Raw genomic sequence first — 25,979 nt, 5'->3', positions numbered from 1 at the left:
TTTCGGGGAAAAAGGTTAGTCCATATATTTTAATTCATATTGATTTTCATCAATATGTTTTTCAGATTCTTTTGCCAAGAAGTCAATTAACAGACCTTGCAAATATAATTTTATTTTTTGTTTCTTCTCATTCATTTTGAACATCTTATAAACATTAGAAGCATTCGATTCTTTAAAATCATAAAACAACTTTTTGTCATTTTCAAGCTTATCAAAACTTTCATATTCTTCAATCTTAGAAACAATCCATCTATGAACAAGTAGCTTTTTATGCGATTTTTTAAGCACTTTATTCATTTTTATAAATTCCGTTTGTAATTCTTCAGGATAGGTGGTTCTATCTTCTTGAGTTAAATTCCACAAATCATGTTTTATAATCTCTTTTTTATTCTTTAAATAGCCTTGTTCTATTGGATAATCTAGGGCTACTGCACTTTTATGAAGATCTAAAAGAGCTTGATAAATTAATTTGTTGTATTCTTTCAATCTTTGCTTAGAAGTATATATGTCTTCCAACAACTGAATAGCTTTTATTTTGTAAGCTCTATTCTTCTTTTCTTTTGATACCTCTATTCTCTCCTCTTGAAGTTTTTTATGGACTTCTTTAGGTATATTTTTAAAAGTATTAGATTCTAATAAGGTTTTAATTTTTACATCTATTTCAGAGATTGTTCCTTCATATAGAGAGTCTTTGTAAATGAACCTAATAGGTTTTCTAACTTTTTTGACTTTATCCTTTTTCGCATTTGTCTTTGCTACTTTTTTTCTTCTCTTAAATTTTAAATCTCTCGAGTTAAAAATTCCAAAGCTATAGGTATATCCAAAAGTAATCGTAGCACTTTTATTTGAAATATTGGTAGCACTTCTAAGCTGAAAAAGTCCATTTAAATTAAAATTATGCCTTTTCTTATATACATATCTTCCACCTATTCTAAGGTTTGTTACTTGTCCTTCTCTATTACCGTTGTTAATACTTTCATTATAACTTAAAGAACCATTCAGTTTTAGTTTTTTCTCCAAAAGCCCTTTGGATACCGATAAAGTTGGGCCCAATATTAAATTATCTTCTGTAATTCCCAACTCACTATAACTAGCATTCATAGCTCCAGAAATTGTTAAATCCTTTTCTGGATAAGCAATGGTATATGCTCCCGTTAAATTGTAAAATGAAGAAGCGTCTTCTTCTCGTATTTTATTATCTATTTTATTTACAGCATCTTGAAAAGATAAACTAATATTCAAATTTTTTCTTACACTTGGTGACTCTTCTAAATTGTAATTCACATTTACATTTGCATTTTGAGAAATCTGTGTAAAATTATCTTGATCTAGTTCTTCTTCTATCTGCGATACACCATTAATAAAGTCAAATTGGTCTTTAATATTGGTAAACGATTGAAAGTTTGAGTATCCAGCGCTAATATTTAATTTTTCACTGGCATTGTATCCTAAATTAAGAGCGGTTACTAATCTACTAAGTTGGGTTGCTTTCGTATTATCTATATCATCACTTTGGAGCCCTGCGTTTAAATTTATGGATAGTTTATTGTCAAAAATTGTTTGCGATGCATTTACCGTAATATTCTCCAAATCATTATTAAAAAAATACCCTCCTAAAGTTTTGTAATTTGGATCGATACGTTCATAACCTAATCCAATAACTCCTTTTCCAACTTGATACACTAAATTCAAGTTATACGCTTTGTAATATTGAGTTGTTGGATTTGATGATAACAAGAACGATGCAAAATGATTGCTAATACCATCTACTCTAACGTCTTCTGTAAGTGCCGATAAAGCCACCTCTCCCTGCAATTTTAAATTGTCGAAAAAGTTCAACTCAGTATTAAAACTAATTACTGTATTATCTTTAGGCAACACCTCTTTATCAATTGGTATTTGATTTTTTAAGGAGGCTATTTCATCTTTAGCTCTAAAAAAGATGACACCTGCTGTTATCTTATCAAACCTATAGGATGCTTTTAAACCATATCCCATCCTTTTATAGTTTGCTTCTCCATTTAAATTCTCTTCACTAAATTCTCTTTCTTTCAATAATCGTCCATACATCAAACTAATTTTTAGCTTGTCTTTAGGAGTCAAATCAAAACCAATTCCTGTAAATTGATGTCCGTTTAAGGTATAAGGAGAAAAGCTCATGTTGACATCTCCAATATGCGCCGTTACCCATTTATAACTAGGGTGAAGACTTAATCTATTAAAAGTAAATGGTGTATTTGCTTGAAACTTACTATTGGAATAAGAGAACGAAATTGGTATGTTATAAATATCGCTAACGTTTAAATTAACATTACCAGATAAAAAATATGTAAAAGGGTCTCTTGTACCGTTTCCGTTGTAGTATACTGTGTTAACCCCAATTCCTCCGGTTAATTTGAACAATGGCGATTTGCCTATTCTATCTAAATTTTGACTGAAGATTAAAAAGGGGGACAACAATAAAAGTAGTAGTAGTGTATTTTTTCTGCTATTCAAAAACAATTTTAATTAGGGGACAAAAAAATGATTTTTTAATTAAAATTCAAAAAAAGTTTTTGATAACTTCTTTTGGATTAAATAATTAAAGAACCCTGCTGCAAAAAAACAACAGAGTTCTATGCTGTAAATATAGTAAATTATCTTCTACTATAATTTGGTGCTTCTTTAGTAATTGCAACATCATGAGGATGGCTTTCGTTAATACCACTTGCTGTGATACGAACAAACTTACCTGTGTTTTTAAGTGTTTCAATATCTTTTGAACCACAATACCCCATTCCTGCTCTTAAACCTCCTACAAATTGATGGATACTTTCTTGCAATTCTCCTTTATATGGAACTCTACCAACAATTCCTTCAGGAACTAATTTTTTGATATCATCTTCTACATCTTGGAAATAACGATCTTTAGACCCTTTTTTCATAGCTTCTACAGATCCCATTCCTCTATATGACTTGAACTTTCTTCCTTCGAAAATAATCGTCTCTCCTGGAGATTCTTTTGTTCCAGCTAATAATGAACCTAACATTACACAATCTGCTCCTGCTGCAATTGCTTTTGGAATATCTCCAGTATAACGAATTCCTCCATCTGCAATTACTGGAACTCCAGTTCCTTTGATTGCCGCAGCTACTTCTAATACTGCTGAAAATTGAGGAAAACCAACTCCTGCTACAACTCTGGTTGTACATATAGAACCTGGACCTATTCCTACTTTTACAGCATCAGCTCCAGCTTCTACTAAATACTTTGCTGCTTCTGGTGTTGCAATATTACCAACAACAACATCCAATTCAGGAAATTTATTTTTTACTTCCTTTAGTACAGAAACTACTCCTTGTGTATGTCCGTGCGCTGTATCAATTATAACAGCATCTACTCCAGCCTTTACTAAAGCTTCTGCTCTTTCTACTGCATCATGAGTAACACCTAAAGCTGCAGCTACACGTAAACGTCCATAAGAATCTTTATTTGCAATTGGTTTTTGGGTTAACTTCGTAATATCTCTAAAGGTAATTAACCCTACTAATTTATCATCATCATTAACAACTGGTAATTTTTCAATTTTATTTTCTTGTAAAATTACTTCTGCATCTTTTAAAGAAGTTCCTTCTGCAACAGTTACTAAATTCTCTGAAGTCATTACTTCAACGATTGCACGTTCATTATTCTTTTCAAAACGTAAATCTCTATTTGTAACAATTCCTACTAGTTTACCATTATCGTCAACCACAGGGATTCCTCCAATTTTATGTTCGCGCATTGCTTGTTTTGCATCTAAAACAATAGCTTCTAATGAAAGCGTAATTGGATCGATAATCATTCCGCTTTCTGCACGTTTTACTTTACGAACTTCTTGAGCTTGTTGCTCAATAGTCATGTTTTTATGTAAAACTCCTATTCCTCCTTCTCGAGCAATAGCAATAGCCATTGCACTTTCAGTAACAGTATCCATTGCAGCAGATACTATTGGAACATTTATAGTGATGTTTTTTGTGAATTTTGTTTGGATGCTTACTTCTCTTGGAAGTACTTCTGAATAGGCTGGGACTAATAATACATCGTCGTATGTTAATCCTTCTCCTACAAATTTAGACTGATGAGCGTTCATAATGCAATCAATTGTTGTGTTGTTAATTAATTGCGAGCAAATATACTATTTTTATAAATACTGGCATATTATATTAACGTTAAGTGTACCTCTACGCTTGTACTTTCTTTTAGTACACTTAGGGAATTAAAGAAAAATTCTCTTTAAGTTATCTCTAATTTTGAGAACAGATGAAACAAATTGCGCAATTAAACTCATCAAAAATACAGTACTAACCTCAAAAACTTATTTAATTATGGCTACTTTAAAAGAACCAACAACATTAATCGATTCTGCTTATTTAACAAAAGGAACTATTGGAAATGTAGGAATGCCAGGTGCCCCTATCGCTCATTTTTCATTAGTAGTTGTGCCTTCTTCTAACACTGTGTCTGGTGTAGTAGAAATTACACAAGCTATTGATAGAGCTCCAATTCAAGTACATGTAAAAGGTACGATTCGTCATACTGGATATGGAGATGTTACTCAAATCGTAAATCTAAGTGGACAATATGTAGTATCTGTTCCACCTCCAGCAATTGGTAGTTACTTAGAAAACTTTACTGCTTATATGGATATCAATAACGAATGGAACGGAACTGGTGGTTTTACTTATGGTAACAACAAAATAAACAATGTGCCTGTAAACTCAGCTAACTAATAAGCTATATTTTACGAATAAATATCTAAAATCATTCCTTTCATTAGGAATGATTTTTTTTGTGGTACCTCTCACTTATAACTTCAAAAGCTTCTTTTGTTCCATTTTTTCAAACACCTAAGACTAAAACAACATTCACAAATAAAAAGTATTATTAAATTTACATAACCAACCAAACTAACTAACCAACATATGGCTACCACAACCCCAGCTAACAAAACAATCACTAAACCAACTAGCAAATCTATTTCTAAACCAGCTAGTAAATCAATCTCTAAACCAGTTAATGAAACCATCTCTAAAAAAGTTATTGATGAACTAACTAATGAGATAAACAATATGCTTTCTTATGCTATTTACAATGGTATCACTATTAATACAGATATTAATGGTTTAATAGAAAGTAAAAATGTAGAGAATCTAATCAATGCTCATAATTTATTGGTTAAAAACATTGCTCCAGCAACTCCAAAATCAATTGAATTTACCAAAAACATTCGCGTTAATGAGAAAAATAAGTCTATTTTTAACAGGCTTCCTTTAGTGAGAAATTTGATCGTTTTATCCTTATTCTTTTTAACCATGTTTATTGCAACTGGCTTATCTCCAGATGTTAATAATAATTCTCTTGATGAAGGTGTTCTAAACAATAATGGCTGGTCTTTATTACTTAATATTTGCTTTCTAGCATCTATTTCAGGGTTAGGGGTATTGTTTTTTCTTTTGAAAAAAGTAAGTGACTCTATTAAAGAAAGCACCTTAGTTTCTGAAGAAGCAATCTCATACATTGCACAAATTATACTAGGAATCATTGCTGGTATTTTAATGTCTGAAATCATATCTTTTTACTCTAACGATCCAAAAAGCATCAATTTATTTAACAAAAGCGCTATGGCATTAATTGGAGGTTTTTCTTCTGATGCCTTGTTTAGCATATTACAAAACATGATAGATAGAATAAAATCTATATTCGTAACATCTAATACGTAAAACTTAAGGGGCTGTAATGGGAGGTGATGTGTTCTAACAACTACTACTGAAAACTACATTTACAATAGTATTCACGTTACAATGTATCTCTCCCTTACACGTCTCCTAAACAATTAAAAAACATGAAACTCAAAAATATTTTTTTTATAGCATTCTTCATCATTTTATATTCTTGTGCTAGTTTACCAAGTGCGAGCACTACACTTACTCAAGAAGTTATTGATGAAGCCAGTGATATGCATTCTTTAAACAAGTCTTTAATTCAACGTATCTTTACTGAAAAGAAGAAACAGGTAAGTTTCTTTATTGAAAAAACGTACACTCCTACTCTCATTAAAAAGTACGAAGCTTTATTACCAGACACATTAAACTATAAAAAAGAATTACCCAATATCATTCAAGGCATTGTACCTGTTATCATGCAAAAAAAGGACTCTTTGTTAACCATCATTGATAATCAAGAACAAAAGTTAATGAAGCAACTTGACGATAGTTATAATGAATATTCTAAAGCAGCTTCTTCATTGCAAAACTTAGTTAATTCAGCAGTAAAAGTTAAAACTACCGAAGAAAATGTTTTAAAAACTGTAGATAAATTAACTGGTAACAAAATCAACTTTCAAAAAATCGAATCAAACCTAGACAGTATTTTAGCTAAATCGAGCACTTTCTTCTCTAAGCTAAATACTATTGAAAAAACTTTAAAATAATTATGGCAACTATAGATTGGAATAAACTTGCAGAACAAGCAGGAAATCAAACAGACGCTGAATTTAATCAGCAAATAACCCAACTTACAAATTTAAATTTAACCGAAGTTGATTCATTTATCTCTGAAAGTAAAATAACCAATGACAATGCTTTAAAGGTTCTAAAAGTAATTGACAATGCTACTCTTTCAAACAATGAAAAAGCCAACTCAATTTCTACAATAGAAAATGGAATTGGCTTTTTAGTAAAGTTAGCTTCTAAGGTTATCTAAATATTGTGTTATCTTTTATAAAAGCATTTTTATAACGCTCGCTAAAAGGAACTTTTTCTGTATTTTCTAGAATAATTAAGTTGTCTTCAAAATAGATCTCTTTGATCTTTTTAAGATTGACTAAATAATTTCTATGAACTTGTTTAAAATTTGGATTGGAAAGCATTTCCTTCAATTTCACTAAGGATAACTTAATCAAATACCTTCCTTCATTACAGTGTAGACTGCAGTATTTTTCTTTTACTTCTATATAGTTTATAGAAGTCACATCTACTTTAGCTACACTTCTTCCTTTTTTAATAAACAAATAAGACGGACTTATAACAGCACTCTCATCGTTAAAACTGATACTATTTGATTGTTCGTAACATGACTCAATTGCTAATTCTAAAGAGTACAACAACTCTAATTTGTTATAAGGTTTCAATAAATAAACCATAGGGTTTGTCAACTTTGCTTCATCAAATATTACTCTACTTTGCATACTTGTTAAAAACAAAAACGGAAGTTCTACTCCCTCCTTATTCATGCGCTTCGCTAATTCAATTCCTTCAGGTTTTCCATCAATCATAATATCTAGAATTACAACATCAAAAAAACGATTTTTAATTTCCTTTTCAGCTTCAACAATATTTCTTACCCTAACAACTTCATAGGTATTCTCTTCTAAAAATGATATGAGCTCATTTGCTTCTCTATCTAAATCTTCTAATAATAATAATCGCAATGCATTCATTGGGAGATAAATTATACTGTTTGTAATAATATTTTCACGGTAGTTCCTTTTCCTAATTCACTATCAAAAGTTAATACTCCGTTATTCTTCTTAATAAGCGTTTGACATAAAATTAATCCTAGCCCTACCCCTTCTGATCGATCTATTTTATCAATAGATAAATCGGTAAGTGCATTAATTTTTTTCAATTGCTCTTTAGATATCCCGATACCCGTATCTTGGATTTTAATATACGAAAATTCTTCCGATTCTTTTCCGGCACTTATTTTTATCCCCCCTTTTCCATCCATATACTTAATAGCATTATCTATTAAGTTACGTACTACAATTTTAATTGACTCCTTATCTATTTTTACCAATTGATTTTCTACTTCACTACTAATAGTTATTTCTTTAGCTTCCATTAAGGTACCATAATCAAATAATATATGTTCTATCAAAGGTTTTAAGGCATGCTCACCTTGATTGAACAATAACTGGTTGCTTTGCTCCAAAGACCAATGCAATACATTATTTAATAAGTGACTGGTACTTTTTGTTACAGCAATAGCCGTGTTATTCGCTTCTTTAATTCCGACTATATCATTACCATCAATATGCTTTTTTAATTGTTCATGTTGATATTGAATGGTATTCATTGGTGAACGTAAATCATGAGAAACCACTGAGAACAGGTAATTCTTAGTTTTATTGGCAATATTTAGGTCTTCTTTTTGTTGAGTAATTAACACATTTTGTTTCTTTAATTTCTTATATAAAAAACCCAGAAATCCTAAGAAAATTAGTAATCCAGAAGCTCCTGCAATTAAACTATGTTGCACTACCCTCTGTCTTTTAATTTTCTCGTCTTGTAAAGCAATCTCACTTTCTTTTTGAGCTACTGCTAATTGCTTATCTTTTTCGGTAAGCTCCCATATTTTATCACGATTCCAAAGTGAATCTTTCCACTTAATAAACTCTCGATAATACCCAACACTCTCTTTATAGCGTTTACGGTTACGTTCTACCACCGCCATGTTTAAGGAAGAGTTTTGTTTCAATTTAACATCTTTAAATGACTTTGCTAAATCATAGGCTTCTTGGAACAAAGGAATCGCATCATCATCTAAATATTGATTATAATAGACATTGGCTAAATCCATTTTAGTTATGATTATCCTAACAGTATCTTCAGGCTCTATTAGCTTCAAAGATTTATTAAAATACTCTTTAGATTTTTTATAGTTTCTTTTATGAATATAGCATAAACCTATATTGTGAAACGCATTTCTTTTGTAATTATTCCTAGTTCTTTGCTTATCATTGTTTTCCCAATCTAAATAATGCTTAAGAGACTTATCAAACTCCTTTAACTTTAAATATACAAGCCCTAGTTTAATCTTTCGCAAGCTAGAAAACGGACCATCTTCACGTATAGACTTAATATTTATTAAACTTTTTTTGAGTAAATTTTTCTTTAGGGCACTTATACCTTGGTAATAGTTTAAAATCTCAACTTCTTCAACACTTTTAGCCTCATTTAAAGCTTTTACGCTATATACATAACAAGAGTCATATTCTTTGTTCTTGAAAAAGGTATGCACCCTCTGAAAACTTCTATTCTTCTTTGAAATTTCTATAGAATTAACTTCTAGTAATCCAACATCATCTTCTTGTGAAAATAAATTACAAGACAATAGTAATGTTAAACACAAAAAGAAATTAATCTTCATCCTCCATCGGTGTTGTTACAGTCCCTCTATCTGTTTCTGGATCATCATTTTGATCTCGAACCCAAATTACATCTGCAGAAGCTCCCGATATTACTTGATAAGTAAATTGGATATAGTATAAATCAAAAAGACTCGCTTCTTCTTCACAGTTAAACTCTACACGAAATTCTCTTCCTTGTAAGGTATCAGATCCTCCTTGCTTATTTAAAACTTTCACTGGATTGATACCATAATAATTTAGATATATTTGATTTCCTTGTAATTGCAACCCACTAGTGTTTTCTAATGGATTTAAAGGGTTATCAGGTAAATAAGCTAGTACAGTTACGGTATAAGGAGTATCATTACCTCCTTCAGCACCAGACATATTTATTAACGGCCCTGTAGGTTTGTTAGCCGCATCAATGTTAGTATCAAATTTTCTAAAATCTTTTAATGTTAATGTTACTCCATTAACGGTCACTGGGTTCCCCATAGTTGTATATTTAGTTTAGTTAGACAAACTAAATTTACAATAAAAAATGAAAGAAAAAAGAAAATGATAGAAGTTCCTAAAAATATCTTCTCTAAAAAAACTTAAGCCTCTGAATCTAAAGACACAATAAAAATTTCATTATACATTCTCAAATAACAGTTCTACATAAGCTCCTTTAGGATTCTTATACACTTCTTGTGTATTTCCTTGTTGCGATACGTTTCCATTTTGTAAGACTAAAATTTCATCAGATACTTCTAAGGCATCCTTAATATCATGTGTCACAAAAATAGCCGTGGTATTGGTTTGTTTTAAAATGCTTACAATATCTTGTCTTAATTGATTTCTTAAAATCACATCTAGATTACTAAAAGGTTCATCTAAGATTAGCAATTCTGGATTTGGAGCAATGGCTCTTGCCAATGCAACTCGTTGCTGTTGTCCTCCCGATAGTTCATGAGGATACCTTTTTTCCATACCCGTTAAACCAACCAATTCTAAAACCTCTTTAACTCTTTCTTTCTTATTGGGATGTTTAGAAATACCATAAGCAATATTCTTAAAAATAGTTAAATGCGGAAATAAAGCATAATCTTGAAAAACCATACCAACATTTCGATGCTGTGGCGCTATAAATATTTGGTTTGAAGATACCACCTTATCATTCAATATAATTTTTCCTTCATCAAGCACTTCTAATCCCGTAATTAATCGGATTAAGGTTGTTTTTCCACTTCCGCTCTCTCCTACGATGGCTAATATTTTTCCTTTTTCTAAACCTAAAGAAACATTATTTAAAGCAACGACTTCTCCCTTATTAAATCTTTTGTAGATATTTTGTATTTCTAATAATCTTGTTTGCATTAGTTTTCTTTAGAAATTAATCGGTTTAAAAATAATACTGGTATTACCCCTGTTAAGATAATAAATAATGATGGCAACGCCGCTTCGGCTATTAATTCATCACTTGCGTACTCATATGCCTTAACTGCCAATGTATTTATATGATATGGTTTTAAAATTAATGTTAGCGGTAATTCTTTCATTACATCTACAAACACCAATATAAACGCACTTAAAATAGCTGTTTTTAATAAAGGAAATTCAATTTTAAAAAAGGTTTGTATGTTTCCTTTTCCTAATGTTTTTGATGCTTCAGACAAACTCTTTCCAAACTTTAAAGAACTTGCTTCAATAGGATTGTACGCCACCGCCATATATCTTACAATGTATGCATACAGTAACGCCAAAATGGTTCCATTAATAATAAACCCTATTTTACTATCAAATACATCTCTAAAAAATAACACCAGCCATTTATCAATAAATAAAGTAGGAATTAAAACTCCTACAGCAATTACTGCTCCAGGTATTGCATATCCAAGTACCCCAATTTTTGCTATTGATTTTATAATTGATAATCGATTCCATTTAGATAAAAAGATCAGTAGTAAAGCAAAAAGCACGGTTAATAGTGCCGATAAAGTTGCTATTCCTAAACTTTGAAGAGATACAATTAAAAAATCTGTTGTAAACACTTCCGAATAGGTTAAAAATGCCCAATACACCAATTGTAAAACAGGCAATACAAATCCGAAAAATACTGGAAAGCAAACGATACTTAAAAAAAGTATTTTCAATCCTTTGGATAAGTTTTCCTTTTGAACTTTTTTATGGTTTTTTATTGCGTTGAAATAACCGATTCTTCTTCTTTGCCATTTTTCAACCATAATTAATAGAAATATAATCCCTACTAAGATTGCCGATAAATAAATAGCAGTTTCTGGTTCTTCCAAAGAAAACCATGCTCTAAATATACCTGTGGTAAACGTATTAATTCCGTAATATTTTGCTGCTCCATAATCGTTTAACACCTCCATTAAAACCAGAATTAAACCTCCTACAAAAGCAGGTCTTGCTAAAGGTAAAATCAGTTTAAAAAAAGTTCTTCTTTCACCCGCTCCAAGTAATTTTGAAGCTTCTATAATACTACTTGATTGATTTAAAAAGAACGCTCTTGAAGCTACATATACATAAGGATATAATGATACACTTAGCACGAAAATCAATCCGAAATGATTCATTACATCAATCTTTAAATGAAATAGTTTTTCTATAACACCTCCATAATCAAAAACTCCTGCATAAGCATATGCAGTGATATAAGAAGGAATTGCCAATGGAAGTATTAACAACCACTCTAATTGTTTTTGAAAAGGAATATGATAGCGAGATACAATCCAAGCAGAAGAGATGCCAAATACTAATGTTAAAATACTTGTGCCTACAATTAACAAAACAGAGTTTTGAATGTAATTCGGTAATAAGGTAGTAACTAGATGACTCCAAGTTTCCCCTGGTCCATAAAACAAATTGATAAAAATCGTTACAATGGGTATGGCTATAAACAAAACAATGGTCAATAAAAATATTGACCATTTATTTGTATCTCTTTGTATGTTTTGTATATACTTTATCACTTAAGTTCCATACATTAATGGATTACAAAGATATTGATTATTTCCATGCTGCTTTATCAAAAACTAATACTGCATTTTTATTGTTTTCTCCCAGCTTAGTTAATGATAAGGTATCTTCTTTAAAATCTCCCCATGACTTTAATAAATCAGATGGTTCAACTTCTTTATTTACAGGATATTCATAATTAGCTTTTGCAAAAACCTCTTGCGCTTTTTTGCTTGCTAAAAACTCAATAAACTTAATAGCATTTTCTTTATTTGGTGCATATTTAGCTACTCCGGCTCCACTTACATTAATGTGTGTTCCTCTATCTTCTTGGTTAGGAAAGAATATTTTTACTCCTTCTCCTGCTTTTACCTCTTCAGGGTTTTTAGAGTTTACTAACTTCCCAATATAATAAGTGTTTACAACTGCTACATCTCCTTCCCCAGCTACCACAGCTTTCACTTGATCTCTATCATTTCCTTTTGGAGAACGTGCCATATTGGCAACCATTCCTTTTGCCCATTCAGTAGCTTTTTCTTCTCCATTATTTGCTATAATAGAAGCTAACAATGATTGGTTATATATATTCCCTGAAGAACGAATTAATATTTTATTCTTCCATTTATCTTCAGTTAACGCTTCATAAGTAGACAAGTCCTCTAATTTTACTTTTTCTGGATTGTATACAACTACTCTTGCTCTTTTAGTTAATGCGAACCAATTATTATCAACATCTTTTAAATGTGTAGGAATCGTTTTATCTAAAAACTCAGAAGTTGCCGATTGTAACAATCCTTTCTTCTTAGCTCTAACTAAACGACCTGCATCCACAGTGATTAAGACATCTGCCGGAGATAATTCTCCTTCTGTTGTCATCTTTTGCATTAACTCATCTGCCTTAGCATTTACCACATTCACTTTAATTCCAGTTTCTTTTTCGAACTGTGCAAACAATTCTTGGTCTGCTTTATAATGACGATGTGTATATACATTAACAACCTCCTCCTTTTTCTCTTCTTTCTTTTGCTCTGTTTTACAAGCTGCAAATGCCACTAATAAAACGAATGCTGATATTATTTTTCTCATGATTATTTAATTCTAAATTGTTACTATAATTATTTCGAATAATTCTAAAGCTTAAATTGTAAAGTCGCATAATAACTCCTTGGAGCTGACGGTATAATTCCAGGTCCTGGATACCCTGTTGCTCTACGAGTAAAATAGCTATTATCTAATAAGTTATTCACCCCTGTTTCCAACTTAATATTCTTTGAAAAAGTATATGATAAGGAAAGGTCTAAAATATCATATGAAGGAATAGCTCCATCTACTCTAATCGTATTATTAGGGTTATAAGGCGAATTGGTTGCGTCTGTAAATTGTTCTGATAAATATGAATATTGTACAGAGGCAATTAAGTTTTTGTATCCAAAAGAGGTTCCTGTTTTAAAGTTAACTTCTGGAATAAATTCTACTTTATTACCATTTACACTCGAGTTCAAACTACTTGAATATTCAGAAGTGGTAAGCGCTAAATTGGTAAACACATCAAATTTAATGTTGTCATTTCCTTTAAAAAATGTTTCCTTTAAATTCCATTGAATTAATGACTCTAACCCAAAAATAGATGCTTTTCCTATATTTCCTCTTACCCATTTTCCTCTAAAAGGTGCATCTCCTCTATATACTTGTCCGATTCTATTATCATATAATAATGAAAACACATTTACATCATATGATATTTGTTTTTTAATAGAACCTCTTACTCCTAAATCTATGGTATATCCCTTTTCATCATTTATGTTTTCATCAATAATAAATGATGGGTTAATTGTTCTAATATCAGAAAAAGTAACTGATCTATAATTTTGTGAAAAATTAAAATACGTTTCAATACTAGGAGTAGGTTTATAACTAACTCCAACTCCTAACAAAAGAAAGGTTCTTTCTTTTTCATTATTATCAGCAATAAACAATGGCGTTGGATTGCTACCTTGTATGCTTGGTCTGCTTAAATATGCTCCTTTTGATTCTGTTTTAATATACTCTAAACGAAAACCTGGAGTAATAGATAGTTTATCATTAATATTAAAAATATTCTCTCCAAACAGTGCTACATTTAAATTTGGGAATTCAAATTTGTTTTGGTTTGGATACAAAGGAAAATCATTGGTGTAAAAATTAAAATCTGCATCTGAACCCTTACTTCCTGGTCCTTGTTGAGATTTGTTTTTTGCTTTGTAAAATTTTGCTCCTAATAATAATACAGACTCTTGTTCTTTGATATTATAGTTGGTAATTACTCTTGCTTCTGCTCCAAAGTTTTGGAAGTTTCCTACCAATAAATCTCTTTCAAAATCAAAATTTCCTGATCCATCTACATCATCATTTATAAATACATCCGAATTCTCATTCAATAATATAGTTCCATCGGATTGTGTAATAGACTCTATTCCTCTAAAACCAATAGCTTTTCTAGATGCATCCAATCCAAATATACTTAAGGTACCGTTTACCTTATCTGAGAATTGGTGTTCTAATTTTAGATTAAACAAATTCCAATTAACATCAAACCAGTTTCTACTTCTATTACTCTGTGTTGGATCTTGAAGAAATTGAACATCAGATAAACCACCTGGCTGCTGCGCTAAATAGTTTAAATGTGTATATTCCAGTTCTAATTTTGTTTTATCGTTAAATTGATACCCTACATGTGCATACGCATTTTTTGAGTCAAATTCTGAATTTGGTCTAAAACTATCTCCTTGCTTGTAGTTATAATAGGCATAGTAGCTTAGTTTGTTAGAAGTTCCTCCTACACTTGTAAAATTGGTAAATAGATTAAAACTACCTATGGTATTTCTTGAAACTATTTCAAGTTCTTTTTCCGGATTAGGTTTTTTCATTACAAAATTAATCAATCCTCCAAATTGAGTACCGTATTGTAATGAAGCAGCCCCTCTAATAACTTGAATCTTTTGTAAAGCTTCAGTTGGTGGTGTATAGTAGCTTTCTGGATACCCTAAAACATCCGCACTTATATCATAATCATTCTGACGAGTATTAAAATTGGCCGTTCTATTTGGGTCTAATCCTCTTCCTCCAATACTTAGCTGTAATCCTCCATCATTATTGTCGTAAATATTTAACCCAGCAACTTTTGCATAAATTTGTCTTGCATTATTAGTTGCTTTATTAGCCATATCTTGATCAATTAAGACAACTTCTGACTTTTTACCTGCATAAATATGTGTTCCTTCAACTGGCTTTAATTTTGTTAAACCAAAAGCTTGCTTTTTCTTGTAATTTAAAATTACTTCAGACAAAACATTGTCTAACAAACTTAACTTCACTACCACATTTGTACCGTTGGTAATTACATCAACCTCATGTGTTTTATAATTATATTCAAAAAAGACTAAGCGGTATTCTTTATTTGATTTTAAACCAGTTAATTGAATTTTACCACTACTATTGGTGGTTCCTAAAAATTTACCCAATTTAGTATAAACTTCTACATCTGAAATGGGTTTATTTGTTGTTGCATCAACCACAGTAATTTCATTCTGTTGAAAAGCATAGGTTGATACTGTTATTAGTAATAACAATAATAAATTATAAGCCTTTAATTTCATCATTTAATGGTAATATCCAATTTTTATGTTTAAAACTATCTTCTACTTTTAGCAAATCAATTTTGGGGTCTATAAATGGTTTTCCTAACCTTCCATTAAGCGCAACATAACCTTCAACAAAAACTCCAATATTTTCATTATTCAGTTCTTTTTTATAGTGCTCACCTAAAAAATGTGCGTACTCTACGATAAAATCAGGTTGTGTTGACATTTGCTTGATTTGAAAAACATTTAAAAAATGTTTATTCTCTACTTTAAAACTGTTTCCTGTATCATACTTAACAATTCTAAATGAAGTATCTCCTGCCTTTTCCATCAACATTACTCTCCAAGAAAAGCGATACCCCTCTTCTGTCCAAAACAATTCACCAGGATATAACAAATATCTAAACGGAATTATTAGTTGTAGTAGTAGAAATAAACTGACAATTAAAAATGTCTTTTTATAAACTTTAGGCAAATATACTTCTCTTACTGTATTTATTGTTGTTTTCACAGCTAATAACTGCTTAATTTTATTAATAAATTTTTCATGAAGATTAGCATCAAAAAATATCAACGTTGCAACAATCATTATAAATGGAAACATTCCTATTGGAAACAAGATTCTTGTAAACACATGGAATACTACTACTAAAACAAAAGCAAAAGGTCTTGTTTTACGCATTAACAATAAAAATGGTATGGTAAGATCATACAAGGCTCCACTCCAACTCATTGCATAATGAAACCAAGTATCATTCATAAAGCTACCTACTAGGGGTAAATCTGTTTTTGAAGAAAGCCAAATTTTTAAGGGTTGTGCTCGAAGTAACCAATCTGAATTTAACTTTGCCAAACCTGCATAAAAATATACGACCCCTAATAAGAATTTAATAGCATCTACAGTCCAAGCTGGCACGTAGTAATATTCTTTTTTCTTTTTATAGGCATCTAAAGAAAATGCAGCATTTAGAGGTAAAAAACATAGTAGAAAGCTTAATAAGCTAATAAAGTAATAATGGTTTAAATAAGTTGTTTTATCTATTAATTCTATATATGTAAAACTTAAGAAAAACACAATCATTGCTAAACGATACTTAAATCCGAGAATGATTGCTATACATGCCATTATTACAATTCCAAAAAGTACATAGGTATATTCTCCCCAAGTTTCTACCCATGAAAAACCATAGTATTTAAAGTGAAACTTAGGCTCTATATAAAATTTATATACCCAACCTTTTGCTAAAAACCTTATCATACTGATAAGCATTAATAGACCAAATAATATACGAAAAGCGGCTAATGTAGCCGCTCTCGATTTTTTACTTAAATATGATTGAACTATTTTATTAATCTCCATCATTATCTGCAAAGTCAATCGTTAAATTGAATGCATTGATCATATTAGATTTTGCTGCAACTACAAACTCTTGAATAGCGTCAAAAACCGCATCAAAATTTGAGTTATAATTTTGTGTTTGCGCATTAAAGTTATTTGTAATATTACCATTAGCAGTATCAATTTTATCAAATAATTGCTTGATATAAGCATCTAATAAAATATCATTACCACTAACCAAAACAGTTGTTTTTAATGCTTGTAAATATTCTTGTAGTCCTACCGTGTTAGCTCCGCTTGCATAACTTCTACCGTAATAAAAATCTTGAATAGCGTCATAAGCCTCTAAATACAATGCTTTTGAATTTTCTGGACTGTATAATGATTCTACAAAATCTGGACTTGCTGACACTGAAATGGTAGGGAAAATATCTCTATTTCTTGTTCCTGAAGGGATTGCTATTTTTTTCTCTCTAAACGATTTTTCAGTGTACTGAATAAAATCATTTACTTGTCTACTAAAATATGAACTAATTGTATTGTCAACACTTTTGATGTTTTCATTCTTTTTAGCTTCGAACTCTGTTAAGTTATCGGTTGTCAACGTAAGCATACGCTCCGTTAATAACTTTAAATAGTTTTTGTTTTTTGCTTCTCCATATAAGGTTATGATTTCATTATCTGTAGCTGCAAAACCATTTACTAAATAATCTACGGCCGGTAACCCTTGAGAAGAGTTTAAAACTGTTCTGTTTAAATCAACTGAAACTGCATTAATGTTTTCCTTTATTTTAGTTACGTCTGCTGGATATGAATTCATATCTAAAGCATAACCTCCTCCGTAAAAAAACATTTCAACATGCTGCCATACTTTATAAGCTTCAAATAAATCTGCTCTAACTTTATTTAAATTAGTTACATCAGGTGTAGTTGTAAAAGTAGCTACACTTGAATTTAAGGTTGTAAGCTTGGTTTTTAAATCGTTTGTTGCTGGAAGTAATAAATTGTCTACCCAACTAGTAGTTAAACTTTCTCTATTGAAGTCATTTCCTGGATCGGGTGTATTATCATCACTCGAACATGAAAAAAAATAAAGAATTGTTAGTAATGGTAGTATATATATACTTTTTCTCATAATTATTTGATTTAAAATCTGATTTGACTGTGCAAAAATAACAAATACAAAGGGATAACTTAGAAGTAATCCCTTTGTAATATATTTTTTATAATAAAATTAAATTCTATTATACGATTCTTATTAAGGATTTACGTCATCTAACGTCCAAGATAATCCTCCAACACCTTTAGCTGCAATTTTATCAGCAGTATCTCTTAATTGAGTTGAAGTTACATCCCATAAACCATTACCAGCATCTAACGTAGCTAAATAACCATCTACTTCTGCATCTGTAAAATATCTTGTAGTTCCGTCTCCTTTAACTAAATAACGTAAACTGTTTACAAAACCATATCCTTCACAAATATCGTGAAATGCGTCTGCTCTTTTTCCTGTTCCACCAGCAGCTGCATCAATAATCTTAGCTCCTGCACTTAAATAATTTACTGCTCTTACTGCGATAATTAAACCTAATTTTTCACGTAATGTAGCTACTTGAGCATCTCTTACAGTATAATCTTTATTTGCAATCGCAATTCTTCCTGTAACAAAAGCTTCAAAAATATCTTTTTCAACACCTGAAAATTTAGTTAACCCATCTACATTATCAATGTACTTATAAATTAAGTTTTGACCTCCTGTATTTCCGTAGATATAACCAAAAGCCTCATCCCAATGGTGCTCCATTGTAGTATAAGTTTTTCCTTTTACAACTAAACCATCGTTATTGAATTTACGATAATCTTTAGTACCACCAGCAACATCACCATTTTCACTATCTAAACGATTAAAATATTGGTTTACTGTTTGATCATAAGCTAAAGCTCCTGCTAAAGACTTTGTAAATAATTGATCTAATTCACGTCCTTTTGCATCTACATATCTATAGCTTGTACTACCTGTTTCTTGGAATCTACCTGCCTGACCAGACGCAGCCGCAGTTGTCCAATCTGAAAGAACTGCTTGGTGTCCAGAAATAAATGCATCAATCGCATCTACATTTGCTTTTCCTTGACCAGATGTATTTTTGCTAGACCCAAATAAACCAATTGAAGAAGATGATTTTGCTCTTACTACCTTTGTAGTACCATTTAAATTAGCATCACTAAAACCAGCACTTTGTAATTCTCCTCCTACTTCTCTACCTTCAAACATTAACTGAATATCAGCTACACTAGTTTCACTTTTTAAGCTACTACCAATAATTTTAGCTTGCTTTAATCTTGTAGTTTGTCCACCATAGCTTACGGTTGATTTCCCATTTCTTGTAAATAAGGTTCCGTAGTTACTAATATAATTATTATTGTAATCTCCATTACTTGCTCTAGTAAAGTCGCTACCAGTAACAACTTGACCTAAAGTTGGTGTATAAACAACAGGTCCTTGTGGTGTATCATCACTTGTACATGATGTAACTACCAAAGTAAAAACTGCTAACATTGAAAGAATTACTCTTTTCATTTTTATTTAGATTTAGTTTTAATAAATTTCCGCAAATTTATAGAACTAAATTGGTTCAGCAAACTTTATTAAGATTTATTTTAAATAAAAATTAAGAATTCAAATTATCTTTTAATTATCAAATAGTTACCTATTTAATACTCTTAAGGTATTCAATAACAGCTTTACGAATATCGTAAGCCAACTCCTCCGATGTAGGACGATAAACAGAGATAACTCCTTCCGCTTTATCTGAAAGTATTGGAATATCTAATCCTTTTAATAAGTAATCTGAAAAAGCAACTTTATACACTTTATTATTATCAATTGACTGACCATTAACCAGCCACTCTCCGTTTACTTTAGCAGCATTATAACGTTGTAAATAAGCTCCTGTTCCGGCAGCATTTAAGCCATATTCTAAAACCTCTTTTAATAAACGTCCTTTGATATCAACTTTTAATACAGCCCCACCATAAGGCAACACTCTAAAAATATCTACAACATTTACATCTCCCGAAAGTTCATCATCAATTCTTACTGAACCTCCATTTACTAATGCACAATCAACAGCATCATTATAAGCTAAGCTCATTCCTTTGGCTATGATCGTTCCCATATTTGTTTGTGTGCTTCGAATTGGAGTTTCTCTAGCATCTAATGGTTCTTTAGCATGATAAATGATTTCATATGGATTCGAAACAACGTCTTGTATCTTCGCTTGAAGTACCTGCTGCCATTTGTTCACAACTTCATTCACTTTACTTTCCTCTGAGATTTTATCATTAATCTCTTTTAATTGAGATTTAAATTTCACTTTTTTAGTAGCAGGATCATATTCAAACCTATGTATATAAGCTGTTTTTGCATTGGCATCTGCTTTAGCTATAATCACATCTCCAACTTTATCATAACTATTTGTATGTTCATGTCCTCCCATAATTAAAGGAACATTTGGTAACAATTCTGCTACTTTTTTATCTTGTGCCAATGATAAGTGTGTCAATCCTAATACAACATCTACTTTATCCTTAATCTCATTATACGATCGTTGTATCTCTTTATACATATCTCCATAATGTACATAACTTACAGGATTTGAGGGAATACAAACACTTATAAACCCAACTTTTAAAATAGATCCATCTGGGTTTTTAAATTCCTTTATATACGAGTCTTCCAAAGAATGTTTTGTTCCGTTCTTTTCCTTAAAAAAATAACTTTGTGTTCCATTTGCATTATGTAAGATATTGGCTGAAATCCAAGCGAAATTACTTTCATTGATTCTTTTTTGAAGTTGGCTATAGCTTAAATCAAACTCGTGATTTCCAAATGCAACAAGGTCAAAATTCATCGCATTCATTACCTCAACCATTTGTTTTCCTTTTACGCGCTCTCCATTAACTTTCATGGTTCCTAGTAAAGACGGATTCAAAAAATCACCCGCTAAAACAAGCATTACATTTTTGTCTTCTTTCAATAAATTTTGATGAACAGTTTCAACTCTAGCCATACCACCAAATTTTCCTCCTTGGATAGGTGCTATTTCATAAACATCGTTTAATTGTAAAATAGAAAAGTACGTTTTAGAAGCTTCTTTTTTAAACTTAAAAGCTCCATCAACTGAATTGGTAGAGGTAGTGTTTTTTACTGTCCCACATGCAAGAAAAAATGCAAGTAGTAAAAAAGAAAATAAATATTTGAATTGTTTCATTATGTAATTTTTAGCAAGCCAAAATTACAAATTCTAATGAAGGTATCTACGTGTATTTTGTTTTATTTGAGTTCTGATTCGAACTAATTCAGGGAATTGATAAAAAAAGTTAATTTTCTTTTGAGCCGTTGTTCTTGGCCTCTTAATCTTAGGTCTCAACACAAAAGCAGTCCAGCTTTCAACAATATCTTCCTCTGGACTTTCAGCAGCATAATCTGTTATAAATTCAGAGAAATTCTCCATATATAAATCAGAAAGCTTATCAACACAGTTTGCTTCAGTATAACAGTGTTCTCTTTGAATATAATCCCACTCTTCTAATAAACCTTCCTTCTTCCAAAATAAATTAACAAACCTATTAATATAGCTGTTCTTATAAGCTTCTCCTTCATGCGTTAGATACAAGCCATTCCTCTCAGTCTTTTGTTTAGTAGGCCTAATTTGTTCTTTATTTAGTGTTATTAAATGACCAAATTCATGTACTAAAGTATACACAGATTCATACAATCTCTTTCTATCTTTAGAATTAAAGTTTACATCTTCAATATCAATAACCAATTGCCACTTATCATTTCCTTTACTTAATGATACTAATGCTCCTGTTTTTTCATCCGGACCATCCGTCATTAAAACTAAGCGTTTAATGTATTTTTTCAAAACAGGTTTTGGAAAAATTTTATTTAACTCTCCCCAATACTTAGCAGCCAAATCATTATTAATAGAAGAATTTTTAATTAAGTACCCATTATATATTCTCCATGTACCTATCCTCTTCTCTATTTCTTGAGAAAAAGATAACATTGAAATAGAAAATGCCAATAATGTTATTAAAAATTTAACTCTCATAATTTATTAAAAAACTTCCAGTGCCTTGTTATAAGCACTTTCGAAACTCATTGGTTTAATATTGGTCTCAACATTATTACTGGTAAAATACGACAACATTTTTTCTGTTGGCATATTTCCAGTTAACTCATCCTTTGCCATAGGGCAACCTCCATATCCTTTTATAGCACCATCAAAACGTTTACATCCTGCTTTATATGCACTATCTACCTTTTCGTGCCAGGTAGTTGGCGTTGTATGCAAATGAGCTCCAAACTCAATTTGCGGATACTTAGGTATCAAATTTGAATACAAATATGTAATCACTTCAGGAGTAGAACTTCCAATAGTATCCGATAAAGATAATATTTTTACTCCCATATTCGACAACCTTTCTGTCCATTCTGCTACAATATCAACATTCCAAGGGTCTCCATACGGATTTCCAAATCCCATAGACAAGTAAGCAACTACTTCTTTGTTAGCTCTACCAGCAATGGTCAATATTTCTTTTAACGTATCAATAGACTCTTCTATTGTCTTATGTGTGTTTCTCATCTGAAAATTTTCAGAAATAGAAAACGGATACCCTAAATAATGTATCTCTTCAAATTGAGCAGCATCGTTAGCTCCTCTTACATTAGCTACAATAGCTAATAATTTACTAATTGTTGACGACAAATCCAACTTTTTTAACACATCTGATGTATCTTTCATCTGTGGAATTGCCTTAGGCGAAACAAAACTACCAAAATCGATAGTATCAAATCCAACTTTCAATAAAGCGTTAATATATTTTGCTTTTGCTTCTGTTGGTATAAAATGACTTTTAATACCTTGCATAGCGTCTCTTGGACACTCTATGATTTTGACTTTCTCAACCATTGTGCCAAATATAAGTAAAATCATTAAAAACTTTAAGCTTTATACCAGGTTAATTCATAACAGAATATATATTCATTTTTAGTTATTTTTATACCAAAGTGTCACACATCAAAAAACCATTTGTCTATTATATAGAATGATTTCATTAGAGTCAAAAAAGACACATATCAATCAACTAATCGAACGCTGCAAACTAAACGACCAAAATGCACAAATGCAGGTGTACAATAGCTATTATAAGGCTATGTTTAATACCTCATACCGTATTTTGAAAGATGAATTTGAAGCAGAAGATATTATGCAAGAGGCTTTCTTAACTGCATTTACCAAATTAGAAACTTTTAAAGGTGAAGTTACATTTGGAGCATGGTTAAAAAGAATTGTTATTAACAAAAGTTTAACTCAGTTAAAAAAGAACAACCGCTATGACGAAGTAAAAATGGAAGTAATACCTAGTGATGATTTTCAAGAAGATTCAAATATTGATTACAGCACTATGGATGTAAAGTATGTTTTAAGTACCATTCAAAAATTAAAAGATAATTATAGAATTGTACTTAATTTAAACTTAATTGAAGGTTATGATTATGAAGAAATAGCTCAAATACTTAATTACACAAATGAAAATGTGCGTACTACAGTATCGAGAGCTAAGAAAAAATTAAAACAAATACTTTTATCAAACACGAATAAAACACAAGTATATGGAAGATAAATTACATACCTATTTTTCTGAAAATGATTTTGATATACTTGAACCGCATTCTGGGCATATAGATCGTTTTCAAAGAAAACTAGCGCTTCAACAACAAAATAAACCTAAGAAAATTTCTTGGAAATGGCTAAGTATTGCCGCTTCAATTGTATTATTGTTAGGTTTCTACTTAGGAAGTATGCAAAAAGATGACGCTTCGGTATTAACCAAAGTATCGCCAAAAATGGCAGAAGCTGAAAACTTCTTTGTTTCTACAATTAATCAAGAATTAAAAGAAATTGAAAAATTTAGAACATTAGAAACCGAAGTATTAATTGAAGATACACTAGATCAAATCGAAGAACTTGAGGAACAGTATAAAATTTTTATTGAAGAGTTAAAATCTAACGAAAATAAAAAACAAATTATCAAAGGTATCATTAACAATTACCAACAACGCTTAACCTTGCTTGAAGAGCTTTTATCTCAACTAGAAGGCAGTGAAAACAATAACAATTTTGAAATTAAATACGATGAAATCATTTAATATAATATGCTTACTTTTTTTAATTCCTTTCTTATCATTTGCCAATGATAAAGAATTAAGAAAACATGAAAAAACAAAAACAATCAAGAAAAACTTTACTGTAAACTCTAATGCGACAGTATTTCTTAAAAACAAATATGGAAACCTTAGTGTTACCACCTGGGACGAAAACACTGTTGATATTACTGTAAAGATTACAGTTAAAGGAAATAGTTTAGATAAGGTGGAAAGCAAACTAAACAGTATAGATGTGCTTTTTGAAGCTTCTAAAGATTTAGTGGAAGCCCGCACTATCATTGAAAAAACAAAATCTAATTGGTCTTTTTGGGGAAATAGTAACAACATCAATTATAAGATTAATTACTACGTAAAAATGCCAAAAACTAACAATGCTGATTTTCATAACAAGTATGGAAATATTGAGTTAGATGAAATTGAAGGAAAAACAAATATTAATTGTGATTATGGAAAGATTGAAATTGATAAGCTTTTTAATAAAACAAATACTATTGACTTAGATTACTGTTCTTCTTCTGAAGTTAATTTTATGGAGTCTGGAAATGTAAACATTGATTATTCTAAGTTAAAAATAAACACCACTACATCTGCAAAAGTAAATGCAGATTATTCTACCGTTAGAATTGGAAAATGTAATACTGTTGATTTTAACTGTGACTATGGTAGTATTATTATTAATGAAGCTACTGATATTAATGGTAATTCTGATTATGCTGGAATGAAAATAGGTACTTTAAAAAAGAACCTTAAAATAAATACTGATTATGGTGGTTTAAAAGTTTTAAATCTTGCAAATGGTTTTGAAAATGTAACGATTGATGGTAGTTACGCAGGAATTAAAATTCTTACAGATGCTACTAACAGTTTTAACTTTAAACTCGATTTAGGCTATGCTGGTTTTAGTTATCCAGAAGAGCATGTAGATATGACTAAGAGCATTAAAAAAACAACAAAGAAGTATTACGAAGGTAATTTTGGAAAATCAAACTCTAACTCTTCTATTACTATAAAGTCGAGATACGGTGGGGTTTCTTTAAAATTAAACGACTAATTTTTTTCGAGAATCATAGCTCTACAGATTAAATAGCGCGCTACATAGTATATTGTAGTATACACAATTACATAAAATAATTGATAATCTAAATACTTGTTATATGCTATTAATATATCGGCTACTACAATAAGTAAAATACCCAATAAAAAGTATTTGTTTTTGGTATTCATTTTATTCAAATAGTTTAAAAATGAAAACAAAATCATAGTGGCAGAAGTGAGCCCAAGTAATAAAAATGAAGATGATATTTCTTCTAAAAAAGGTTTCATTAGTACATAAAAAATAATGAACATTCCTAAACTTGGCACCAAATAAAGTAACAGCGTTTTTATATCGGTTTCTTTAAGAGCTCTTCTAGAAATAATTATATATAAAAACCTATTTAACAATAAAAGTAACACCCCTATTATTAAAAAGCTGTCTTCAAAAATTAAAAAAGTATCTGAAGCTATTGAACTAAGTAACAATAACAAATACCAATAATTAATTTTTTTAGCCGCTGTTAAATACCAAAAAGACAAAGACAATAATGCGAATACTTTTATAGTCATTTCAACGAATTGAAACCCTTTATCAATAAAGAATAAAGACACAAAACAAGCTATAAAATATA

General features: G+C 30.5%; 23 protein-coding genes. 7 read left to right on the top strand and 16 right to left on the bottom strand.

Annotated elements, in window-relative coordinates:
- Positions 1-15: 15 nt before the first annotated feature.
- Both Q0873_RS15035 and guaB read right to left on the bottom strand, forming a co-directional pair.
- Positions 16-2,403, bottom strand: coding sequence for a hypothetical protein (locus Q0873_RS15035; RefSeq protein ID WP_299108777.1), 2,388 nt, complete (start codon positions 2,401-2,403; stop codon positions 16-18).
- 233 nt (positions 2,404-2,636) lie between these two features.
- Positions 2,637-4,112 (bottom strand): IMP dehydrogenase, encoded by a 1,476-nt coding sequence (gene guaB / locus Q0873_RS15030; RefSeq protein ID WP_299108775.1) that lies wholly within the window; start codon positions 4,110-4,112, stop codon positions 2,637-2,639.
- 235 nt (positions 4,113-4,347) lie between these two features.
- On the opposite strand from guaB, the gene Q0873_RS15025 reads away from it, so the two are divergent.
- The 4 genes from Q0873_RS15025 to Q0873_RS15010 all read left to right on the top strand — a co-directional run bounded on the left by Q0873_RS15025 (position 4,348) and on the right by Q0873_RS15010 (position 6,724).
- Positions 4,348-4,752 (top strand): DUF1842 domain-containing protein, encoded by a 405-nt coding sequence (locus Q0873_RS15025; RefSeq protein WP_299108773.1) that lies wholly within the window; start codon positions 4,348-4,350, stop codon positions 4,750-4,752.
- Positions 4,753-4,944: 192 nt separating this feature from the next.
- Positions 4,945-5,742: a hypothetical protein gene (locus tag Q0873_RS15020; RefSeq protein ID WP_299108771.1), complete on the top strand. Its 798-nt coding sequence runs from the start codon at positions 4,945-4,947 to the stop codon at positions 5,740-5,742.
- 122 nt (positions 5,743-5,864) lie between these two features.
- On the top strand, positions 5,865-6,452 hold the full coding sequence (locus Q0873_RS15015) for a hypothetical protein (protein WP_299108770.1): 588 nt from the start codon (positions 5,865-5,867) through the stop codon (positions 6,450-6,452).
- A gap of 2 nt (positions 6,453-6,454) precedes the next feature.
- Positions 6,455-6,724 (top strand): hypothetical protein, encoded by a 270-nt coding sequence (locus Q0873_RS15010; RefSeq protein WP_299108768.1) that lies wholly within the window; start codon positions 6,455-6,457, stop codon positions 6,722-6,724.
- On the opposite strand, the gene Q0873_RS15005 is transcribed toward Q0873_RS15010, so the two are convergent.
- The 13 genes from Q0873_RS15005 to Q0873_RS14945 all read right to left on the bottom strand — a co-directional run bounded on the left by Q0873_RS15005 (position 6,717) and on the right by Q0873_RS14945 (position 23,053).
- Positions 6,717-7,460 carry a LytTR family DNA-binding domain-containing protein gene (locus tag Q0873_RS15005; protein WP_299108766.1) on the bottom strand — a complete coding sequence of 248 codons (744 nt, stop codon included), beginning with the start codon at positions 7,458-7,460 and terminating at the stop codon, positions 6,717-6,719. The two genes, Q0873_RS15010 and Q0873_RS15005, sit on opposite strands and share 8 nt — an antisense overlap.
- A gap of 11 nt (positions 7,461-7,471) precedes the next feature.
- Complete coding sequence (locus tag Q0873_RS15000; protein WP_299108764.1) at positions 7,472-9,172, bottom strand: tetratricopeptide repeat-containing sensor histidine kinase; 1,701 nt, start codon at positions 9,170-9,172, stop codon at positions 7,472-7,474.
- Positions 9,162-9,647, bottom strand: a complete 486-nt coding sequence (locus Q0873_RS14995) for a hypothetical protein (protein ID WP_299108762.1) — start codon at positions 9,645-9,647, stop codon at positions 9,162-9,164. Before Q0873_RS14995 ends, Q0873_RS15000 begins: the two co-directional genes overlap by 11 nt.
- Before the next feature lie 138 nt (positions 9,648-9,785).
- Positions 9,786-10,511: an ABC transporter ATP-binding protein gene (locus Q0873_RS14990; protein ID WP_299108760.1), complete on the bottom strand. Its 726-nt coding sequence runs from the start codon at positions 10,509-10,511 to the stop codon at positions 9,786-9,788.
- On the bottom strand, positions 10,511-12,127 hold the full coding sequence (locus tag Q0873_RS14985; RefSeq protein ID WP_363322562.1) for an iron ABC transporter permease: 1,617 nt from the start codon (positions 12,125-12,127) through the stop codon (positions 10,511-10,513). Before Q0873_RS14985 ends, Q0873_RS14990 begins: the two co-directional genes overlap by 1 nt.
- Before the next feature lie 37 nt (positions 12,128-12,164).
- Positions 12,165-13,199 (bottom strand): Fe(3+) ABC transporter substrate-binding protein, encoded by a 1,035-nt coding sequence (locus Q0873_RS14980; protein WP_299108758.1) that lies wholly within the window; start codon positions 13,197-13,199, stop codon positions 12,165-12,167.
- A 44-nt stretch (positions 13,200-13,243) separates the two neighbouring features.
- Positions 13,244-15,751, bottom strand: a complete 2,508-nt coding sequence (locus tag Q0873_RS14975) for a TonB-dependent receptor (protein ID WP_363322561.1) — start codon at positions 15,749-15,751, stop codon at positions 13,244-13,246.
- Positions 15,729-17,093: an HTTM domain-containing protein gene (locus tag Q0873_RS14970; RefSeq protein ID WP_299108862.1), complete on the bottom strand. Its 1,365-nt coding sequence runs from the start codon at positions 17,091-17,093 to the stop codon at positions 15,729-15,731. The genes Q0873_RS14975 and Q0873_RS14970 overlap by 23 nt, the downstream gene beginning before the upstream one ends.
- Positions 17,083-18,207 carry an imelysin family protein gene (locus Q0873_RS14965; protein WP_299108756.1) on the bottom strand — a complete coding sequence of 375 codons (1,125 nt, stop codon included), beginning with the start codon at positions 18,205-18,207 and terminating at the stop codon, positions 17,083-17,085. The genes Q0873_RS14970 and Q0873_RS14965 overlap by 11 nt, the downstream gene beginning before the upstream one ends.
- 123 nt (positions 18,208-18,330) lie before the next feature.
- The gene (locus tag Q0873_RS14960; RefSeq protein ID WP_299108754.1) at positions 18,331-19,650 is read right to left on the bottom strand and encodes a DUF4856 domain-containing protein; all 1,320 of its coding nucleotides are present in this window, start codon (positions 19,648-19,650) and stop codon (positions 18,331-18,333) included.
- A 130-nt stretch (positions 19,651-19,780) separates the two neighbouring features.
- Positions 19,781-21,343, bottom strand: coding sequence for a bifunctional metallophosphatase/5'-nucleotidase (locus Q0873_RS14955; RefSeq protein WP_299108752.1), 1,563 nt, complete (start codon positions 21,341-21,343; stop codon positions 19,781-19,783).
- A gap of 33 nt (positions 21,344-21,376) precedes the next feature.
- Positions 21,377-22,189 carry a hypothetical protein gene (locus tag Q0873_RS14950; RefSeq protein WP_299108748.1) on the bottom strand — a complete coding sequence of 271 codons (813 nt, stop codon included), beginning with the start codon at positions 22,187-22,189 and terminating at the stop codon, positions 21,377-21,379.
- Positions 22,190-22,195: 6 nt separating this feature from the next.
- Positions 22,196-23,053, bottom strand: coding sequence for a hydroxymethylglutaryl-CoA lyase (locus tag Q0873_RS14945; RefSeq protein WP_299108861.1), 858 nt, complete (start codon positions 23,051-23,053; stop codon positions 22,196-22,198).
- Between the two features lie 136 nt (positions 23,054-23,189).
- Between Q0873_RS14945 and Q0873_RS14940 the strand changes: the two genes are divergently transcribed.
- Genes Q0873_RS14940 through Q0873_RS14930 form a run of 3 tightly spaced genes read left to right on the top strand, consistent with a single transcriptional unit; the run spans position 23,190 to position 25,363 of the window.
- Complete coding sequence (locus Q0873_RS14940) at positions 23,190-23,768, top strand: sigma-70 family RNA polymerase sigma factor (protein WP_299108745.1); 579 nt, start codon at positions 23,190-23,192, stop codon at positions 23,766-23,768.
- Positions 23,758-24,294: a hypothetical protein gene (locus Q0873_RS14935; protein ID WP_299108743.1), complete on the top strand. Its 537-nt coding sequence runs from the start codon at positions 23,758-23,760 to the stop codon at positions 24,292-24,294. The genes Q0873_RS14940 and Q0873_RS14935 overlap by 11 nt, the downstream gene beginning before the upstream one ends.
- Positions 24,281-25,363, top strand: a complete 1,083-nt coding sequence (locus tag Q0873_RS14930; RefSeq protein WP_299108741.1) for a hypothetical protein — start codon at positions 24,281-24,283, stop codon at positions 25,361-25,363. Before Q0873_RS14935 ends, Q0873_RS14930 begins: the two co-directional genes overlap by 14 nt.
- Here the strand turns inward: Q0873_RS14930 and Q0873_RS14925 are convergent.
- The gene (locus tag Q0873_RS14925; RefSeq protein WP_299108739.1) at positions 25,360-25,917 is read right to left on the bottom strand and encodes a lysoplasmalogenase family protein; all 558 of its coding nucleotides are present in this window, start codon (positions 25,915-25,917) and stop codon (positions 25,360-25,362) included. The genes Q0873_RS14930 and Q0873_RS14925 overlap by 4 nt on opposite strands.
- Positions 25,918-25,979 lie beyond the last annotated feature (62 nt).

The sequence above is a fragment of the uncultured Tenacibaculum sp. genome (assembly GCF_947498805.1).
In the GTDB taxonomy this organism is placed as follows: domain Bacteria; phylum Bacteroidota; class Bacteroidia; order Flavobacteriales; family Flavobacteriaceae; genus Polaribacter.
Note: the sequence above shows the minus strand (reverse complement) of the source record. Positions and strands in the feature narration are given on the sequence as shown.

Coding starts and splice junctions, on each gene's coding strand:
- Q0873_RS15000 (WP_299108764.1), bottom strand. CDS start 9,172: ATGAAGATTAATTTCTTTTTGTGTTTAACATTACTATTGTCTTGTAAT.
- Q0873_RS14945 (WP_299108861.1), bottom strand. CDS start 23,053: ATGGTTGAGAAAGTCAAAATCATAGAGTGTCCAAGAGACGCTATGCAA.
- Q0873_RS14930 (WP_299108741.1), top strand. CDS start 24,281: ATGAAATCATTTAATATAATATGCTTACTTTTTTTAATTCCTTTCTTA.
- Q0873_RS14970 (WP_299108862.1), bottom strand. CDS start 17,093: ATGGAGATTAATAAAATAGTTCAATCATATTTAAGTAAAAAATCGAGA.
- Q0873_RS15015 (WP_299108770.1), top strand. CDS start 5,865: ATGAAACTCAAAAATATTTTTTTTATAGCATTCTTCATCATTTTATAT.
- Q0873_RS14995 (WP_299108762.1), bottom strand. CDS start 9,647: ATGGGGAACCCAGTGACCGTTAATGGAGTAACATTAACATTAAAAGAT.
- Q0873_RS15005 (WP_299108766.1), bottom strand. CDS start 7,460: ATGAATGCATTGCGATTATTATTATTAGAAGATTTAGATAGAGAAGCA.
- Q0873_RS14950 (WP_299108748.1), bottom strand. CDS start 22,189: ATGAGAGTTAAATTTTTAATAACATTATTGGCATTTTCTATTTCAATG.
- Q0873_RS14955 (WP_299108752.1), bottom strand. CDS start 21,343: ATGAAACAATTCAAATATTTATTTTCTTTTTTACTACTTGCATTTTTT.
- Q0873_RS14990 (WP_299108760.1), bottom strand. CDS start 10,511: ATGCAAACAAGATTATTAGAAATACAAAATATCTACAAAAGATTTAAT.
- Q0873_RS14935 (WP_299108743.1), top strand. CDS start 23,758: ATGGAAGATAAATTACATACCTATTTTTCTGAAAATGATTTTGATATA.
- Q0873_RS14925 (WP_299108739.1), bottom strand. CDS start 25,917: ATGACTATAAAAGTATTCGCATTATTGTCTTTGTCTTTTTGGTATTTA.
- guaB (WP_299108775.1), bottom strand. CDS start 4,112: ATGAACGCTCATCAGTCTAAATTTGTAGGAGAAGGATTAACATACGAC.
- Q0873_RS15025 (WP_299108773.1), top strand. CDS start 4,348: ATGGCTACTTTAAAAGAACCAACAACATTAATCGATTCTGCTTATTTA.
- Q0873_RS15020 (WP_299108771.1), top strand. CDS start 4,945: ATGGCTACCACAACCCCAGCTAACAAAACAATCACTAAACCAACTAGC.
- Q0873_RS14965 (WP_299108756.1), bottom strand. CDS start 18,207: ATGAGAAAAAGTATATATATACTACCATTACTAACAATTCTTTATTTT.
- Q0873_RS14940 (WP_299108745.1), top strand. CDS start 23,190: ATGATTTCATTAGAGTCAAAAAAGACACATATCAATCAACTAATCGAA.
- Q0873_RS15010 (WP_299108768.1), top strand. CDS start 6,455: ATGGCAACTATAGATTGGAATAAACTTGCAGAACAAGCAGGAAATCAA.
- Q0873_RS14975 (WP_363322561.1), bottom strand. CDS start 15,751: ATGATGAAATTAAAGGCTTATAATTTATTATTGTTATTACTAATAACA.
- Q0873_RS14960 (WP_299108754.1), bottom strand. CDS start 19,650: ATGAAAAGAGTAATTCTTTCAATGTTAGCAGTTTTTACTTTGGTAGTT.
- Q0873_RS14980 (WP_299108758.1), bottom strand. CDS start 13,199: ATGAGAAAAATAATATCAGCATTCGTTTTATTAGTGGCATTTGCAGCT.